The sequence below is a fragment of the Streptomyces sp. NBC_00876 genome, from assembly GCF_045207435.1.
Lineage (GTDB): Bacteria > Actinomycetota > Actinomycetes > Streptomycetales > Streptomycetaceae > Streptomyces.
Window position 1 is genome coordinate 4,642,370 of sequence record NZ_CP108800.1, and the last position, 14,704, is coordinate 4,657,073.

At 72.1% G+C, this 14,704-nt stretch carries 14 protein-coding genes and 1 pseudogene; 6 read left to right on the top strand and 9 right to left on the bottom strand.

The features are described 5' to 3' along the window. Nucleotides 1–27: 27 nt before the first annotated feature. From OG782_RS20290 to OG782_RS20305, 4 genes are all read right to left on the bottom strand, one after another. Complete coding sequence (locus OG782_RS20290) at nucleotides 28–546, bottom strand: DUF2199 domain-containing protein (RefSeq protein WP_406452923.1); 519 nt, start codon at nucleotides 544–546, stop codon at nucleotides 28–30. A gap of 119 nt (nucleotides 547–665) precedes the next feature. After that, nucleotides 666–1,223, bottom strand: a complete 558-nt coding sequence (locus OG782_RS20295) for a pyridoxamine 5'-phosphate oxidase family protein (RefSeq protein ID WP_406452925.1) — start codon at nucleotides 1,221–1,223, stop codon at nucleotides 666–668. A gap of 108 nt (nucleotides 1,224–1,331) precedes the next feature. Next, nucleotides 1,332–2,801 (bottom strand): MFS transporter, encoded by a 1,470-nt coding sequence (locus OG782_RS20300; RefSeq protein ID WP_406452927.1) that lies wholly within the window; start codon nucleotides 2,799–2,801, stop codon nucleotides 1,332–1,334. A 147-nt stretch (nucleotides 2,802–2,948) separates the two neighbouring features. Further along, nucleotides 2,949–3,437 carry a MarR family winged helix-turn-helix transcriptional regulator gene (locus OG782_RS20305; protein WP_406452929.1) on the bottom strand — a complete coding sequence of 163 codons (489 nt, stop codon included), beginning with the start codon at nucleotides 3,435–3,437 and terminating at the stop codon, nucleotides 2,949–2,951. Nucleotides 3,438–3,666: 229 nt separating this feature from the next. On the opposite strand from OG782_RS20305, the gene OG782_RS20310 reads away from it, so the two are divergent. Next, complete coding sequence (locus OG782_RS20310) at nucleotides 3,667–4,782, top strand: DUF4037 domain-containing protein (RefSeq protein ID WP_406452931.1); 1,116 nt, start codon at nucleotides 3,667–3,669, stop codon at nucleotides 4,780–4,782. 201 nt (nucleotides 4,783–4,983) lie between these two features. Next, nucleotides 4,984–6,474: an MFS transporter gene (locus OG782_RS20315; RefSeq protein WP_406452933.1), complete on the top strand. Its 1,491-nt coding sequence runs from the start codon at nucleotides 4,984–4,986 to the stop codon at nucleotides 6,472–6,474. Nucleotides 6,475–6,523: 49 nt separating this feature from the next. Here the strand turns inward: OG782_RS20315 and OG782_RS20320 are convergent, their stop codons facing one another. Beyond that, nucleotides 6,524–7,156, bottom strand: coding sequence for a sigma-70 family RNA polymerase sigma factor (locus OG782_RS20320; RefSeq protein ID WP_406452935.1), 633 nt, complete (start codon nucleotides 7,154–7,156; stop codon nucleotides 6,524–6,526). Nucleotides 7,157–7,231: 75 nt separating this feature from the next. Here OG782_RS20320 and OG782_RS20325 point away from each other — a divergent pair, with 75 nt between their 5' ends. After that, nucleotides 7,232–8,089 (top strand): alpha/beta fold hydrolase, encoded by an 858-nt coding sequence (locus OG782_RS20325; RefSeq protein ID WP_406452937.1) that lies wholly within the window; start codon nucleotides 7,232–7,234, stop codon nucleotides 8,087–8,089. Then, nucleotides 8,086–8,925, top strand: a complete 840-nt coding sequence (locus OG782_RS20330; RefSeq protein ID WP_406452939.1) for a phosphotransferase — start codon at nucleotides 8,086–8,088, stop codon at nucleotides 8,923–8,925. The genes OG782_RS20325 and OG782_RS20330 overlap by 4 nt, the downstream gene beginning before the upstream one ends. A 118-nt stretch (nucleotides 8,926–9,043) precedes the next feature. Here the strand turns inward: OG782_RS20330 and OG782_RS20335 are convergent, their stop codons facing one another. Continuing rightward, nucleotides 9,044–10,078 (bottom strand): saccharopine dehydrogenase NADP-binding domain-containing protein, encoded by a 1,035-nt coding sequence (locus tag OG782_RS20335; protein WP_406452941.1) that lies wholly within the window; start codon nucleotides 10,076–10,078, stop codon nucleotides 9,044–9,046. 96 nt (nucleotides 10,079–10,174) lie between these two features. Here OG782_RS20335 and OG782_RS20340 point away from each other — a divergent pair, with 96 nt between their 5' ends. Further along, entirely contained in the window at nucleotides 10,175–11,122 is a 948-nt protein-coding gene (locus tag OG782_RS20340; protein ID WP_406452943.1) for a helix-turn-helix domain-containing protein, read from the top strand. An 88-nt stretch (nucleotides 11,123–11,210) separates the two neighbouring features. Here the strand turns inward: OG782_RS20340 and OG782_RS20345 are convergent, their stop codons facing one another. Then, nucleotides 11,211–11,600: a hypothetical protein gene (locus tag OG782_RS20345; RefSeq protein ID WP_406452945.1), complete on the bottom strand. Its 390-nt coding sequence runs from the start codon at nucleotides 11,598–11,600 to the stop codon at nucleotides 11,211–11,213. 368 nt (nucleotides 11,601–11,968) lie between these two features. Between OG782_RS20345 and rox the strand changes: the two genes are divergently transcribed. Then, on the top strand, nucleotides 11,969–13,399 hold the full coding sequence (rox, locus tag OG782_RS20350) for a rifampin monooxygenase (RefSeq protein ID WP_406452947.1): 1,431 nt from the start codon (nucleotides 11,969–11,971) through the stop codon (nucleotides 13,397–13,399). A gap of 297 nt (nucleotides 13,400–13,696) precedes the next feature. On the opposite strand, the pseudogene OG782_RS20355 reads toward rox, so the two are convergent. Next, nucleotides 13,697–13,825 (bottom strand): annotated as a pseudogene (locus OG782_RS20355) (virginiamycin B lyase); the annotation flags it as partial. Between the two features lie 5 nt (nucleotides 13,826–13,830). Further along, on the bottom strand, nucleotides 13,831–14,487 hold the full coding sequence (locus OG782_RS20360) for a CatB-related O-acetyltransferase (RefSeq protein ID WP_406452949.1): 657 nt from the start codon (nucleotides 14,485–14,487) through the stop codon (nucleotides 13,831–13,833). Between the last annotated feature and the right edge of the window lie 217 nt (nucleotides 14,488–14,704).

Sequence of the window (14,704 nt, forward strand, 5' to 3'; positions counted from 1 at the left end):
GTAGCCCTTCCCGGCCGCTATCGGCCGCTATCGGCCGGGCTCGGCGTGCTGCACCGATTCGGCTATCTCCCGGACCCGGTCGAGTGTGATGCCGTTGCGCTGCTCCACGGCCAGTGGATGATCCGTGGGTTCCAGCTCGATGAGCGGGCGACGGCCGATCGGGCGGGTGTGCGCATTGGTCTTGAGGTTGGTCGTACGAGGGGAGTAGAGCCCCAACTCGGTGGTCAGCCAGCCGAAGTACGGCTTCTCGGACTCCCGGCCCGGCGTCTCCCACACATCGAGGGCGCGGCCGAAGTTCTCCCGGCTCAGGGACACCCAGACACCCCAGGAGAACGGCTCCCGGCCGCCGATCACGGGTATCTCGATCAGGCCCTTGATGAAGTAGTGCTCGTGTCTGACGATGCACTGGTCCGACGAGAGCATGCTGTCGGGATCGTTCTCCAGGCTCGCGTCCCAGACGTCGGGCGCCATGGTCGAGTACCCCATCGGGAGTTCCGTGTGGTGTTCGCCGCAGCGGGAGCAGGTGTAGCCGGGGTCGGTAGCCATGGGCGGGATCCTAGAGCCTCTCGTCCGGGTCATGCCGGGCTCGCGGGGTGACCCAAACGAAAGACCCTGGAGCTTCCGTGTCGCGCGCATGCGGCCGCGGTAGGCGCCGGCCGCCGTGTTCAGTCCGCGGCAGGGATGTCCAGAGCCGTTCCGTACAGCCTGGAGACCCGGAGCCGGATCACCACGCGCCGGTCCGCGACGACCTGGGCCAGGAAGGCCGCCTCCTCGGCCGGGTCGTCGAAACCGGGTGTCAGGGAGAGCAGTTCGAGGCTGACCGCGTCGCCCGGCACCGCGGCCGGCTCCGATACCTCCGCCTCGCCCTCGGCGACCGCGAACGAGAACGCGTCCGGCCCGCTGACGTGCAGCGCCGCGTGCGGATCGGTACGCAACCGGCGGGGCTTGAGGCGGTCTGCGGTGCTGGAGACGCGTACCACGCGCTCCTCGGGATCCCAGGTGTGGAGCACGGTCGTCAGATGGGGATGCCCGGTGCGCCGCACGCTCGCCAGGACCCCGAACTGCTGCTCACCGAGCAGCCGGGACAGCTCGGCGTCGGTGAGCACGCGCGGGGCGGGGCCTGCGCCGGGGCCGGACTGCGACTCGCTCTCGACCAGGGCGGAGGGAGTGGTGGGAGTGGTGGGAGTGGTGGGAGTGGCCGGGTCGGTGGGGTGTGTGGTCATGGGATCTGTCCTTCGGCTGGTCGGGACGAGTGGTACGGGTGGGGTTGCCGGTTCCTGGCTGGTGGCTGTTGGCTGTCGGCTCCGCTGGATACGGGGAGGCCTTGCGGGTCAGGACGTGGTGGCTTCGGTCCGGTGTCCCGGCCGCCTGAGCACCACGAGCGCGACCAGGAACGCCGCCGTGAGCAGTCCGGCCCCGACCGCGAAGGCCAGGTGGTAGCCGCCGGTCAGCGCCTCGGCCCGGCTGCGGCCCCCGGCGAGCAGGGTGTCGGTGCGGGAGGCCGCGAGGGTGGACAGGACGGCCACGCCGAGGGCCATGCCGATCTGCTGCGTGGTGTTGAACAGCCCGGAGGCGAGCCCGGCGTCCTCCTCGCCCGCCCCCGACATGCCGAGCGTGGTCAGCGCCGGGAGGGCGAGGCCGAAGCCCGCGGCGAGGAGCATCACCGGAAGCAGATCGGTGGCGTAGTGCGCGTGGACGGGGATCCGGGCCAGCAGGCCGAGCACGCCGATCAGCAGCACCAGCCCCACCAGCAGCACGTTCCGGTCGCCGAACCGGGCACTCAGCCGGGCCGAGACCCCGAGCGACACCGCGCCGATGACCAGGGCCGCGGGCAGCATGGCGAGTCCGGTGGCGGTGGCACCGTAACCGAGCACCTGCTGGAGATACAGCGCCACCAGGATCTGGAACGAGAACAGCGCCGCCACCATGAGCAGTTGGACCAGATTGGCACCCGCGACGCTGCGTGACGCGAGGATCCGCGGGGGCAGCAGCGGGGCGGAGGCCGTGGTCTGGCGGACGACGAACAGGGCGAGCAGGACCAGGGCGAGGGTGCCCAGACCGAGTGTGTGCGCCGAGACCCATCCGTACGACTCGACCTCGACGACGGAGTAGATGCCCAGCATCACCCCCGCGGTGACCAGGAGCGCGCCGATGATGTCGGCGCCGCCGGAGAGTCCGGGTCCGCGGTCGGCGGGCAGGACGCGCACCGCGACCAGGAGCGCGGCGAGTCCGATCGGCAGGTTGATGAAGAAGATCCAGTGCCAGCCGAGGGCGTCGGTGAGTATGCCGCCGAGCACCTGGCCGATCGAAGCCCCTGCCGCGCCGGTGAAGCTGAACACGGCGATGGCGCGGGCCCGTTCGCGGCTCTCGGTGAAGAGGGTGACGAGGATGCCCAGACCGACCGCCGAGGCCATGGCGCTGCCCGCGCCCTGGAGGAAACGGGCGGTGATCAGCAGGGCGGGGGATCCGGCCGCCCCCGCGAGCAGGGAGGCGGCGGTGAAGACCGCCGTGCCGGCCAGGAACATCCGCTTGCGGCCGATGAGGTCGCCGAGCCGCCCGGAGAGCAGCAGCAGACCGCCGAAGGCGATCAGGTAGGCGTTGACGACCCAGCTGAGGCCGGCGGGCGTGAACCCGAGGTCGTTCTGGATGGCGGGCATCGCCACGGTCACGATCGAGCCGTCCAGCACGGTCATCAGCAGACCGGTGGCGATCACGCCGAGTGCGATCCCGCGCGAGCGGGTCCCGGCGGGTGAGGGGGCGGGGGCGATGGGCGCGATAGCGGTAGTGGCGCGGGCAGACATCGGGCTCTCCTGTCGGTCGGTTCGACAAGAGAGAACTTAGCAGATGGTTTTGTTGCGGACTATTTCTTTCGGTTCTATTTTCCGGGGGTCTCGCGGGCGGTTCGGTGATCGGGGATCTCGCTGCCCTGCGAGTGGGTGCCGCGGCGCCTACTTCTGGCTCTGGCGGGCCCGGCGTACCGGGCGCGGGTTCTCGGCCGGGGTGGCCAGGTGCTCGGCGGCCAGCTGGTTCAGGGCGCGCAGGAGGGTGTCCCGGTCCGCGCGGGGGAGGCTGCTCAGGGCCTCCGCGTGCACCCGGTCCACGATCTCCTGGCTCTGTCCGGCCAGGGCGGCACCCTTCTCGGTGACCGCGATGATCCTTGCCCGCCGGTCCCGGCTGGACGGCCGGCGCTCGGCGAGGCCCGCGCTCTCCAGGGCGTCGACGGTCACCACCATCGTGGTCTTGTCCATGTCGCCGATCTCGGCGAGCTGGATCTGGGTGCGCTCCTCCTCCAGGGCGTGGACCAGGACGCAGTGCATGCGCGCGGTGAGCCCGATCTCGGCGAGCGCCGCCGACATCTGGGTCCGCAGGACGTGACTGGTGTGGTCTAGGAGGTAGGAGAGGTCCGGTGCGGTGCGGGTGGGGTCCATGGCGGTCATGTCTGCCAGCGTAACAATTCGGTCTGTGGTGGATCGTCCGCAAGTAGAGCTTTCGGCCCGGGGTGGGGCGGGGTCGGCGCGGGGTCGGTCCGGGGTCGGTTCGGGGGCGGCCCCGGGGTCGGTCAGGGGCCGGCCCCGGGTCGGTCTCGGATTCGGCCCTGGGTCCGGTCCCGGACTCGGCCCCGGATATTGGCTGGCCGATCCGCTCCGGCGCCAGCAGTCTGGCCGTATGAACCACGCCGAAGCCGCCTTCCTGCCCGGTCTGGAGCTTTCCCGGATCCTGTACGAGGAGGCGGTGCGGCCGGTCCTCGATGACGCCCTCCCCGGCCTGCCGTACGCCGCCGCGCGCATCGGATCCGGCTCCGAGGTGCTCGGCTTCGACACCGCGCGGTCGGCCGACCACGACTGGGGGCCGCGTCTGGACCTCTTTCTCGCCCCGGAGGACCTGGCGGCACACGGCGACGCGATCCGACGGCTCCTGGCGGACCGGCTGCCGAAGGACATCCGCGGCTGGCCCACCCACTTCCGCGCCGCCGACGACCCGCTCGACCCGGTCGGTCACATGGAGGCGACCGACGGGCCGGTCAACCACCGCGTGTCCACGTACGACCTCGGCGCCTGGCTGACCCGGGAAGCCGGGTTCGACGCCGCGAGCGCCGAACCGGGCGTGCTGGACTGGCTCGCGATGCCGCAGCAGAAGCTCGCGGAGATCACCGGCGGCGCGGTGTTCCACGACGGCCCCGGCCGCCTCACCGCCGCGCGGGCGAGGCTGGCCCGGTACCCCGAACAGGTGTGGCGGTATCTGCTGGCCTGCCAGTGGCAGCGGATCTCCCAGGAGGAGGCCTTCGTCGGACGCTGCGCCGAGGTCGGCGACGAGCTCGGCTCGGCCGTGGTCGCCGCCCGGCTGGTGCGTGACCTCATGCGGCTGAGCCTGCTGCTCGAGCGGCGGTACGCGCCGTACAGCAAGTGGCTGGGCAGTGCGTTCTCCCAACTGGGCGCGGCTGGAACGCTGTTGCCTTCCCTGCGCGGGGCGCTGGCGGCAACGGACTACGCGGAGCGGGAGCGGCACCTCTGCGCCGCGTACGAGGCGGTGGCGACCCGCCAGAACGAGTCCGGCCTCGTCGACCCGGTGGACCCGTCCCCCCGCCCGTACCACGGCCGTCCGTTCCTCGTCCTGCACGCGGAACGCTTCGCCCGCCCGCTGGCCGCCTCGGTCACCGACCCGGAACTGCGCGGCCTGCCGTTGACGGGGGCCGTGGACCAGTGGACGGACAACACGGATCTGCTGACGGGGAGGGGCGGGGAGGCGCTACGGGCCGCGAGCGCGGGGCTGTTGGGTACGTGAGCGGCCAGCCGGCGGGCCGTCGGTGACGGGCGGCGGGGTAGGCGGCGGGCGGCGGGCGGCGGTGCGAAATCCAGTGGCGGGCCGTGGTGCGCCCCGCATAGCTTGGGCGCCCGTGACCCAAGATCCGAAAGCACTCGTCGACGGGTACGCGGAAGCCCTCGGCGACCCCCGATCCGGCCGGCCGGCGACGGGCGGGCGGCGATGACAGGCCAGGCAACGGCCAAGCCCGAGGCCGGCGAGGAAGCGGAGCGCCTGTTCTCGCGGACGTACGCGGCCGCCACGCTCAGCTTCGCCGCGGTGATGTTCCTGACCGGGTTCGCCGCACTGGCCGTCGTCCCCATGCTGCCGGTGGCCGCCCGCGAGCTGGACGGGGTGTCGCTCTACCCGCTGGTGGCGGGCTGTTTCGTCGCAGCGAGCCTGTTCGGCGGGGTGCTGGGCGGTGACTGGGCGGACCGGGCCGGGGCGGGGCGCCCACTGGCTGCGGGTGTGGTGCTGGCCGTGGTCACCCTGGTGGTGTCGGCCACCAGCACCTCCATCTGGCAGTTGGCGGTCGGCCGCTTCCTGGACGGGGTGGCGGCCGGAATGATCGCGGTGGCCATCAACACCGCCATCGCCCACGCCTATCCGGACCGACTGCGCGCGCGTGCCCTGGCGTTGATGAGTACCTGCTGGATCATTCCGTCGCTGACCGGCCCGCCGCTGGCGGGACTCGTGGCCGCCTGGTGGTCCTGGCGGGTCGTGTTCTTCGGCCTGGCCGCCCTGACCGTGATTCCGTCGCTGGCCGTGGTCGTCCTGCTGCGCAGCCGTTCCTGGCAGGCGCCCTCGAAGCCGCCCTCGAAGCCGCCCTCGAAGCCGCTGGGGCCCGGTCTTGCGGAGTCCGGTGCTGCGGAGTCCGGTTCTGTGGCGTCGGGTTCTGTGGAGTCCGGCCCCTCCGAGGGCCGGGTGCCGCGGCCCGCGCTGATGGTCGCCGCGGCGGTGAGCGTGGGTGCGGCGCTGGGGCAGTACGCCGTCTCGGGCTGGGACGTGCGCCATCTGTTGTGCGGGGTGGCGGGGGTCGCCCTGCTGGTGGTGTTCGTACCGCGACTGCTGCCGCCGGGCACCTGGCGCGCCGTCCGCGGACTGCCCGCCGCCGTGTTGCTGCGCGGCCTGACGTCGGGCGCGTACTTCACGCTGGAGGCCTTCGTGCCCCTGCTGCTGACCACCGCGCGGCGGGTGCCGCCCGTGCAGACCGGTCTGGCCTTCACCGGGGCCGCCATCGCCTGGGCGGGCGCCTCCTGGCTTCAGGGCCGCCTCCAGGGGCGCGTCTCCCGCCACGGCCTGGTCACGGCCGGTGCGCTGGTGATGGCGGCGGCGGTGGCGATCGCCGCGGTGGGGACGCTGCCCGCGACGCCCCTGCTGACCGCGGCCGCGGCCATGGTCCTCGCGGCCGTCGGCATGGGCATGGTCGCCCCCTCGCTCACGCTGCTCTCGCTCAATCACAGCCCGCCGGGCCGGCAGGGATACGCCAGCAGCGCGATGCAGACCAGTCAGAACCTGGGCCAGATGGCGGTGATGGGTGTCGCCTCGGCCCTGTTCAACCTCTTCCTGGGCTTCGGCTCCGACGACCTGGCGGGGTACGCCGCCGCCTTCGGTCTGCTGCTCGTCCCGAGCATCCTGGCGGCGACGCTCGCCGTACGCGCCCGCAGCGACTGAGCGCGGGGGCGGAACGGTCAGGCGTCGCGTGCGGGCCGCAGCCGAACGGTCAGGCGTCGCCCCTGAGTCGGTCGCGCTGGATCCGGTGGGCGAGGGCGCGGCGTACGGAGGCGGGGGCGGTCGGGGCGGTCTGGGCGGTGTCAGGTGTGGCCGGCAGGTCGAGGCCGCGGCTGATCTCGTCGTACGCGCTCCGGTGGCTGCCGCCCGCCCGGCCGCCGGCCGGTTCCGTGGCATGCAGGCGCAGGTCCTCCTCGACGAGGCGGCGGAGCTCGTCGACGTTCTCGGGCGTGAAGCGCTTCTTCCCCCGGGCGAGGGCGCCGACGCAGCGGGTGCAGCGGGCGGTGTCGGGGTACGTCTCGGAGAGGTCCTCGGCGAGCCCCCACAGGCGCCCTTCGAGCCACGGAACGTCGTGCTGGTCGAGGGACAGGTCCACCGGGGGTGCCGGATCGGCGCTCCGGTACTTCGTCACCTGCTTGGACACGGCGGGCTGGCTCATGTCGGTGAGCCGGGCGATACGGTCCTGGGTCCAGCCGAAACCGACGAACAGTTTGATCATCTCGGCCCGGAGCTTCCTCATCTCCTCGCCGGCGCGGATGACGTCGTTCATGCCGGCGAGCATCCGCGCGGCCTGCTCCTCGGTCAGCGTTCCGGGATTCTGTTGCGTGTTCTCTGCGCCTGCCACACCTCAGTTATATACCGCCACCACTCATTCATAACCAGGTTGTACAACCTGGTTATGAATGGCAGGGTGTACTCAATGACGATCTTCAGCGCCACCGACGGAACCCGGCTCGCCTACCGCACGTACGGCGAAGGAGACGGTGACCCGGTCATCTGCGTCCCCGGAGGCCCCACGGACTCCCGCTACCTGGGCGACCTCGGCGGCCTGTCCGCCCACCGCCGCCTCGTCGTCCTCGACCTGCGCGGCACCGGCCGGTCGGCGGTTCCCGAGGACATGTCCTCGTACCGCTGCGACCGCCTGGTCGACGACGTCGAGGCGCTGCGCCACCACCTCGGCCTTTCCCGTGCGGATCTGCTCGGCCACTCCGCGGGTGCGAACATCGCGGCGCAGTACGCGGCCCGTCACCCTTCAAGGGTCGGCAGGCTCGCCCTGGTCACACCGGGGGCCCGGGCCGTCGGCATCGAGACCGGCTGGGAGGAGCGCCGGGCGGTCGCGCGGCTGCGGAGCGACGAGCCGTGGTTCCCGGGGGCGTTCGCCGCTCTGGAGGCGATCAACCGGGGGACGGGCACGGACTGGCCGGCTGTCGACCCGTTCTTCTACGGGCGGTGGGACGAGGCGGCACGGGACCATCACGCGGCGGGCCGGCCGGACAATCCGCAAGCCGTCGCACTCTTCGGGGCCGAGGGCGCCTTCGACCCGGAGGCGACCCGCACCGCGCTCGCGGCCCTCGCGGCGCCCGTTCTGCTGCTCGCCGGTGAGTTCGACCTGAACAGTCCGCCGACGTCGGTGGCCGCGTTCGCCGCCCTGTTCCCCGATGCCGCACTCGTCGTGCAGGCGGGGGCGGGGCACTATCCGTGGGTGGACGACGCCGAGCGGTTCACGGCGACCGCCGCCGAGTTCCTGGGCGGGGCCGCTGCCGGACTGTCCGTATGAGGGAGCCGCAGCCGCAGCCGGAGCCGCAGCCGGAGACGGAGACTGAGCGGGAGCGGGAGCGGGAGCGGGAGCCGGAGACGGAGACGGAGACGGAGACGGTCCTGTCCGGTGGGTTCGTCAATGACGTCGTCCGTGTCGGAGCGACCGTGCGGCGGACACCGCCCGCGCGCCCGGACTTCGTCCATGGGCTCCTGGGACACCTCGAACGGCGTGGCTGGTCCGGTGCGCCCCGCTACCTGGGTGTGGACGGGCAGGGGCGGGAGATCCTCGGCCACATCGACGGCCGGGCGGCCTGGCAGCCGGGTGACCGGCGGAAGGCCTGCACGGACGCCGCCCTGGTGCGGGTGGCGGAGCTCCTCCGCGAGTTCCACGACCTGACGGCCGGTACGCCGCTCGCCGGTGCCCATGAGGTCGTCTGCCACAACGACCTCGCGCCGAAGAACACCGTCTACGCCGTCGACGGCGGTGACTGGCGCCCGCTGGCCTTCATCGACTGGGACCTCGCCGCCCCGGGCGAACGCATCCACGATGTCGCGCACGTCTGCTGGCAGTACCTGGACCTCGGACCCGCCGTGACGGACGTGCCGGAGGCCGCCCGCCGCATCGCGCTCATCCGCGAGGCGTACGGCATCGCCGGCCAGGGCCGGATCGTGGACTCGGTCCTGTGGTGGCAGGACCGGTGCGCGCGCGGCATCGAAGCGGCCGCCGGCCGGGGTGATCCGGCCATGATCCGGATACGGGAGTCAGGCGTCGTCGAGGAAGTGCGCGCCGCGCACCGGTGGGTGTCGGACCACCGTCCCGAACTGGCCGGGAGTTCCGGGGCGGCAGCGCCCTGAAACCGACGTCCGCCCGGTCCGCTTCCGGGAGCCGCGCCGACGTCCGCCCGGTCCGCTTCCGGAGTCGTGCCGGCGTGCGGCCCGTCCGCTTCCGGGAGGCGCGTCGGCGTGCGGCCGGTCAGGCGGCCGGGAGCTCGACCGTCACGTACGGGGCCAGTGAGCGGAGGAAGTCCGCCGCGTCGAACATCGCACCGGCCGAGGCCGCTCCCGTGGTCCGGGTGCGCCCGGCCAGGATGCGCTCGACGGCCTCCACCGCCAAGGGCGCGGTGACCGCGTAGATGTCCTGGCCGTGGGCCGTGGCCCGGCGTTCGACGCCGCCGGCGCGGACCAGGACGTCGACGACGAACGTCTGGTTCGACCGCCCCAGCGCGTCGACCGCCTCCGGCGCCGGAGTGTCCGCCGTCGCCAGGTCCCCCGCGGCCTCGACGCTCATGTGGGTGCGGACCCGGGGCACGTCCAGATGGCTGGGGACGGTGACGACGTCGGCCATGGTGAACTCCGTGATCACCGTGCGCCGGCCCAGCGGTTCGGGGAAGAGCCACTCCTCCTGCGACACCTTGTCGTCGTGGTACCGCAGCGCGCCGTCCGCGAACCTCACCCGGCGGCCCGCGCGGCGCTCATGGGACACCTGCCCGGCCTCCCGGGTGCCGGCCGTGGGGTGCCAGCTGCTCAGCCCGTACGCGACGTCCACGGTGTCCGCGGCCGTCCACTCGCCCATCGCCGCCGTCACCAGCAGGTCGCCCAGCCCGCCGTAGAAGGCCATCGCCGGCACGACGGGCGTGCCCGACTCCAGGGCCGCTTCCGCGTGGTCGGCGAACATCGCGACGTTCGCCTCGATCTCCGCCGCGACGTCGACGTACGGGATGCCCGCACGCAGAGCCGCCTCGACGACCGGTCCGCCCGTCACCGCGAAGGGGCCCGCGCAGTTGATGACCGCCACCGCGCCGGCGAGAGCCCGGTCCAGCGCGCTCGCGTCGTCCGCGGCGGCCGGGCGCACCACCACATCACCCCACGCGGCGGCCAGCGCCTCCAGCCGGTCCGCGCTGCGGCCGGAGACGACCGGGGTGAAGCCGCGCCGACGGAGTTCGGCGACGATGAACCGGCCGGTGTGCCCGGTCGCCCCGTAGACCACTACTGCAGCCGCTGTACTCATGGTTCCCCGCTCTCGATGTGGTGATGGCTCCAGTCTCGGTGCGGGCGGCAGGCGAAGGTGATGGTCTGGAACGACATCATGCGTACACTTTCGGACATGCCAACTGTCGCTCTGCTGACCGCCGGTGACCTGTTGCACTTCGAACTCGGCGTGGCCTACGAGATCTTCGGCAACCCCCCGCGCGAGGCCACGGACGGCTGGTACGACGTCCTGCTCTGCGGCCCCGGGCCGGTGCGGGTCGGCCCGTTCGAGGTCGAGCCGGATCACGGGCTGGACCGGGTCGCCACAGCCGACACCGTGATCGTGCCGGCGTGCGCCGACATCGACGTACCGCCGCCGCCGGAGCTGGTCGAGGCCGTACGCGCGGCGCACGAGGCGGGTGCCCGGGTGGCCTCCCTGTGCACCGGGGCGTTCGTGCTCGGTGCCGCGGGCCTGCTGGACGGCCGTCGGGCCACCACGCACTGGGCCCACGCCGCCGAGCTGAGCGCCCGCCATCCCCTGGCCGTGGTCGACCCGGACGTCCTGTACACGGACAACGGCAGCGTGCTCACGGCCGCGGGCAAGGCCGCCGCCGTGGACCTCTGCCTGCACCTGATCCACCTCGACCACGGTGCCGCCCTGGCCAACTCGGTCGCGCGCCGCCTCGTCATGCCGCCGCACCGGGCGGGCGGGCAGGCGCAGTTCGTGGCCACACCGGTGCAGGTGTCCGGGGACCACGCGCTCACCCAACTGCTCGCCTGGGCCCAGCAGCGGCTGGACCAGCCGCTGAGCGTGACCGATCTGGCGCGGAAGGCGAACACGAGCCCGCGCCACCTGGGACGGCAGTTCCGGTCGGTGATCGGGCAGACGCCGATCCAGTGGCTCCTGACCCAGCGCGTACGCCGCGCCCAGGAGCTGCTGGAGGCCACCGACGAGTCCATCGAGGCGGTCGCCCTCGCGACCGGTATGGGCACCGCCACGACGCTGCGGCGCCAGTTCAAGCGGATCGTCGGGGTCCCGCCGGACAGCTACCGGCGCGCGTTCCGCAGCGCGAGGCCCGCCTGACGGGGCCGGCTTGGCGGGTCGGCCGGTGCGGGTGCACGGGTTTGGGTCCATCCGGACCCGCCCGTGCCGCCCCTGAAAGGTTCCCGCCTCAGCTCTGAGCGCTCTGAGCGCTATGAAGTGCGGCCTCGTGGTGGCGCAGCCGGATACTGACCGTCCCGGCGGTCAACAGCCCGGTGCCTATGAGTGAAAGAGGGATGGAGAGCACCAGCGCGGCCAGCGGTTGGGGCCAGTTCCGGTCGGATGCGCATTGCAGGGCGCTTTCGTGCGCGGATCCGGAATCCGCGAAGTAGATGTCCCTCGGTTCGGAGTTGATGGGTGCGGGGCAGTCCACCGCGTTGTAGGTGGAGTCGTACGGCGTGAATACCTGCCACGCGGCGTAGATCCAGAACAGGCAGGCGCAGACCAGCAACCCGATTCCCCAGCTCCGAAGCCGGTCCGCGCGCATCCGGAAGTCCTGTTCGAGCGCCAGTGGATGCACGTGAATCTCCTCTTGTGTGGGGCGAGTTGCCCCGAGACTCTACGGATCACGGCTCCGGCCCATGACGTAGTCCGGCGCAATCGCACGAAGCTGTCGCGGGAGACGCTGACCGAGTGCGCGGAGGGCGGCGGGAGATTCCCGGGAACGCCGCGGAAGGTGGAAAGAGGGCTACTCACTCCTTTCCACTCTCAACATATAGCGCACCGGGGGGCTTGCGGCAAGGCCCGGGGTGTCCCACAGAATGATCGGCCACGGCCCGGAACCGGGGGAAATGACAGATCCGCGTAACTCATATGTGTTTGCGGATACATGGGCCAGGCGGATTGGCGAGCCGGTCGATAGCCGATCTCAAATGAATGGGCGTGCGGATGATTGATGTGCTCGTGGCCGGTGGCGGACCGACCGGCCTGATGCTGGCCGCCGAACTGCGTCTGCACGGCGTGCGGACGGTCGTGCTGGAGAAGCTGACCGAGCCGACCAGGGAGTCCCGTGGGCAGGGCCTCCACGCGCGCAGCGTCGAGATGATGGACCAGCGCGGACTGCTGGACCGGTTCCTCGCGGTCAGTGAGAAGTTCCGGGCCGGCGGTCTCTACGGCGGCATCATCAAGCCGTGGCCGGACCGGCTGGACACGGCGCACGCGTACGGCCTCGCGACCCCGCAGCCGGTCACCGAGCGGCTGCTCAACGAGCGTGCCCTCGAACTCGGTACGGAGATCCGGCGCGGCTGCGAAGTCGTCGCCGTGAGCCAGGACGAGGACGGGGTGGACGTCGAGCTGGCGGACGGCACGCGGCTGCGCTCGCGCTACCTCGTCGGCTGCGACGGCGGCCGCAGCGTGGTGCGCAAGCGACTCGGCATCGGGTTCCCCGGTGAGCCCGCCACGGTCGAGACGCTGCTGGGCGACATGGAGGTGACCGAGGACCCGGCGATCATCGCCGCCGTCGTCGAGGAGGTCCGCAGGACTCAGCTGCGGTTCGGCGTCACCCCCAGCGGTGACGGGACGGCGTGGCGCATCGTCGTGCCCGCCGACGGGGTGTCCGAGGACCGTGCGACGGCCCCGACACTCGACGACTTCAAGCAGCAGCTGCGGCGGGTCGCGGGCACCGACTTCGGCGTGCACTCGCCGCGCTGGCTCTCCCGGTTCGGCGACGCCACCCGGCAGGCCGAGAGCTACCGGGCCGGCCGGGTGCTGCTGGCCGGCGACGCGGCGCACATCCACCCGCCCACCGGCGGGCAGGGGATGAACCTCGGCGTGCAGGACGCGTTCAACCTCGGCTGGAAGCTGGCCGCGGCGGTCGACGGCTGGGCGCCGGACGGGCTGCTCGACAGCTACCACGCCGAACGGCATCCGGTGGGCGCCGCCGTACTGGCGAACACCCGCGCGCAGATCACGCTGCTGGGGACCAGCCCCGGTGCGACCGCGCTGCGGGAGCTGTTCTCGAAGCTGATGGACTTCGAGGAGGTGAACCGGTACGTGACCGGCGTCATCACCGCGGTCGACGTCGCCTACGACTTCGGCGAGGGGCATGAACTGCTCGGCCGGCGGATGCGGGACGTCGAGCTGAAGGAGGGCCGGCTCTACGGGCTGATGCACGAAGGCCGGGGGCTGCTGCTCGACCGGACCGGCCGGCTCTCGGCGGCGGGCTGGACGGACCGCGTGGACCATGTCGTTGACGCCTGCGAGGAACTGGACGTGCCCGCCGTGCTGTTGCGGCCGGACGGCCATGTGGTGTGGGCCGGCGAGAACCAGGCGGATCTGCTTGCCGTACTGCCCCGGTGGTTCGGCGCCGCGGCCGGGTGACCGGGTGTCCGGGTCGCGGACGTACGCGATGCGCCCGGCCGGCCGGGCGGGGAGTTCGTCCTCGTCGCACGGCGCCCGTAGCCCGTAGCCCGTACCGCCCGGCGAGGTCCCTCGCCGCGCGGTACGGGCCGGGACCGGTCGACCGGACGTGAGCCTCCGGTACGACGGTGACGGAGCTCAGGCGGATTCGAGGAGCGGGCGGATCTCGATCGTCTCCGGAGTGGGCAGGGACCTGGCCAGTTCGACGGCCTCCGCACGGTCGGCCACGTCGACCACGAACCAGCCGCCGGGGGTCTCCTCGCCAGGGACCAGCCTGCCCACCCGACCGCTGTGGACCAGGGTGAACCACAGCGCGCCGTCCGGCCCGGTGGTGATGGCGTACGGTCCGGCCTCGCTGTCGGCCACAGCGTGCTCGGCGATGGACACCCGGGTCACAGGGTCTTCTCCAGCCCGTGCTCGGCGGCGATGCGCGCGATGTCGGCGGGGGTTCCGGCCATGATGGTGCGTGCGTGTTCGGTGACCAGGTCGACGGGCCAGTCCCACCATGCCGCGCGGAGAAGCCGCTCGACGTCGTCGTCGCTGAACCGCTGCCGGATCGGCTTGGCCGGGTTGCCGCCGACGACGGTGTACGGAGGGACGTCGGCGACGACCAGGGCACCGGCCGCGATGATGGCGCCGTCGCCGATGTGCACACCCGGCATGACGGTCGACCGGTGACCGAACCAGACGTCGTTGCCGATGACCGTGTCACCACGGCTGGGCATGGCCATCACGATGTCCAGGGTTTCCTCGGCCCAGCGACCGCCGAACATGGTGAACGGGTAGCTGGACACCCCCATCGTCGGATGCTCGGCGCCGGCCATCAGGAAACGGGTTCCCGTCGCGATGGCGCCGTACCTGCCGATGATCAGGCGCTCCGGCCCGTAGGCGTAGAGCACATTGCGGTGCTCGAACTCCGTCGCGCCGCCGGGATCGTCGTAGTAGGTGTATTCGCCGACGACGATCTTCGGTGAGGCGATTAGCGGTTTGAGGAACACCACGCGGTCGTGCGCGGGAAGTGGGTGAACGGTGGCCGGATCAGGTGTCAAAGCGCGGTTCCTTTGTGCGATGCGATGCGATGCGATGCGATGCGATGCGGTGCTGTGCGGTGCGCGTCGGCGGACGGTACGGAGAGGAGAGAGGGCGGCAGACGCGGCCGACGCTCCTCACGGCCGTGCGCCGACGGCCCAGTTGGGCATGGCCGAGTCTCGCCTAGGCTGATCGGCCGGAGCAACGCCGATTTGCGCAAGACAGCCATAAGCGGGA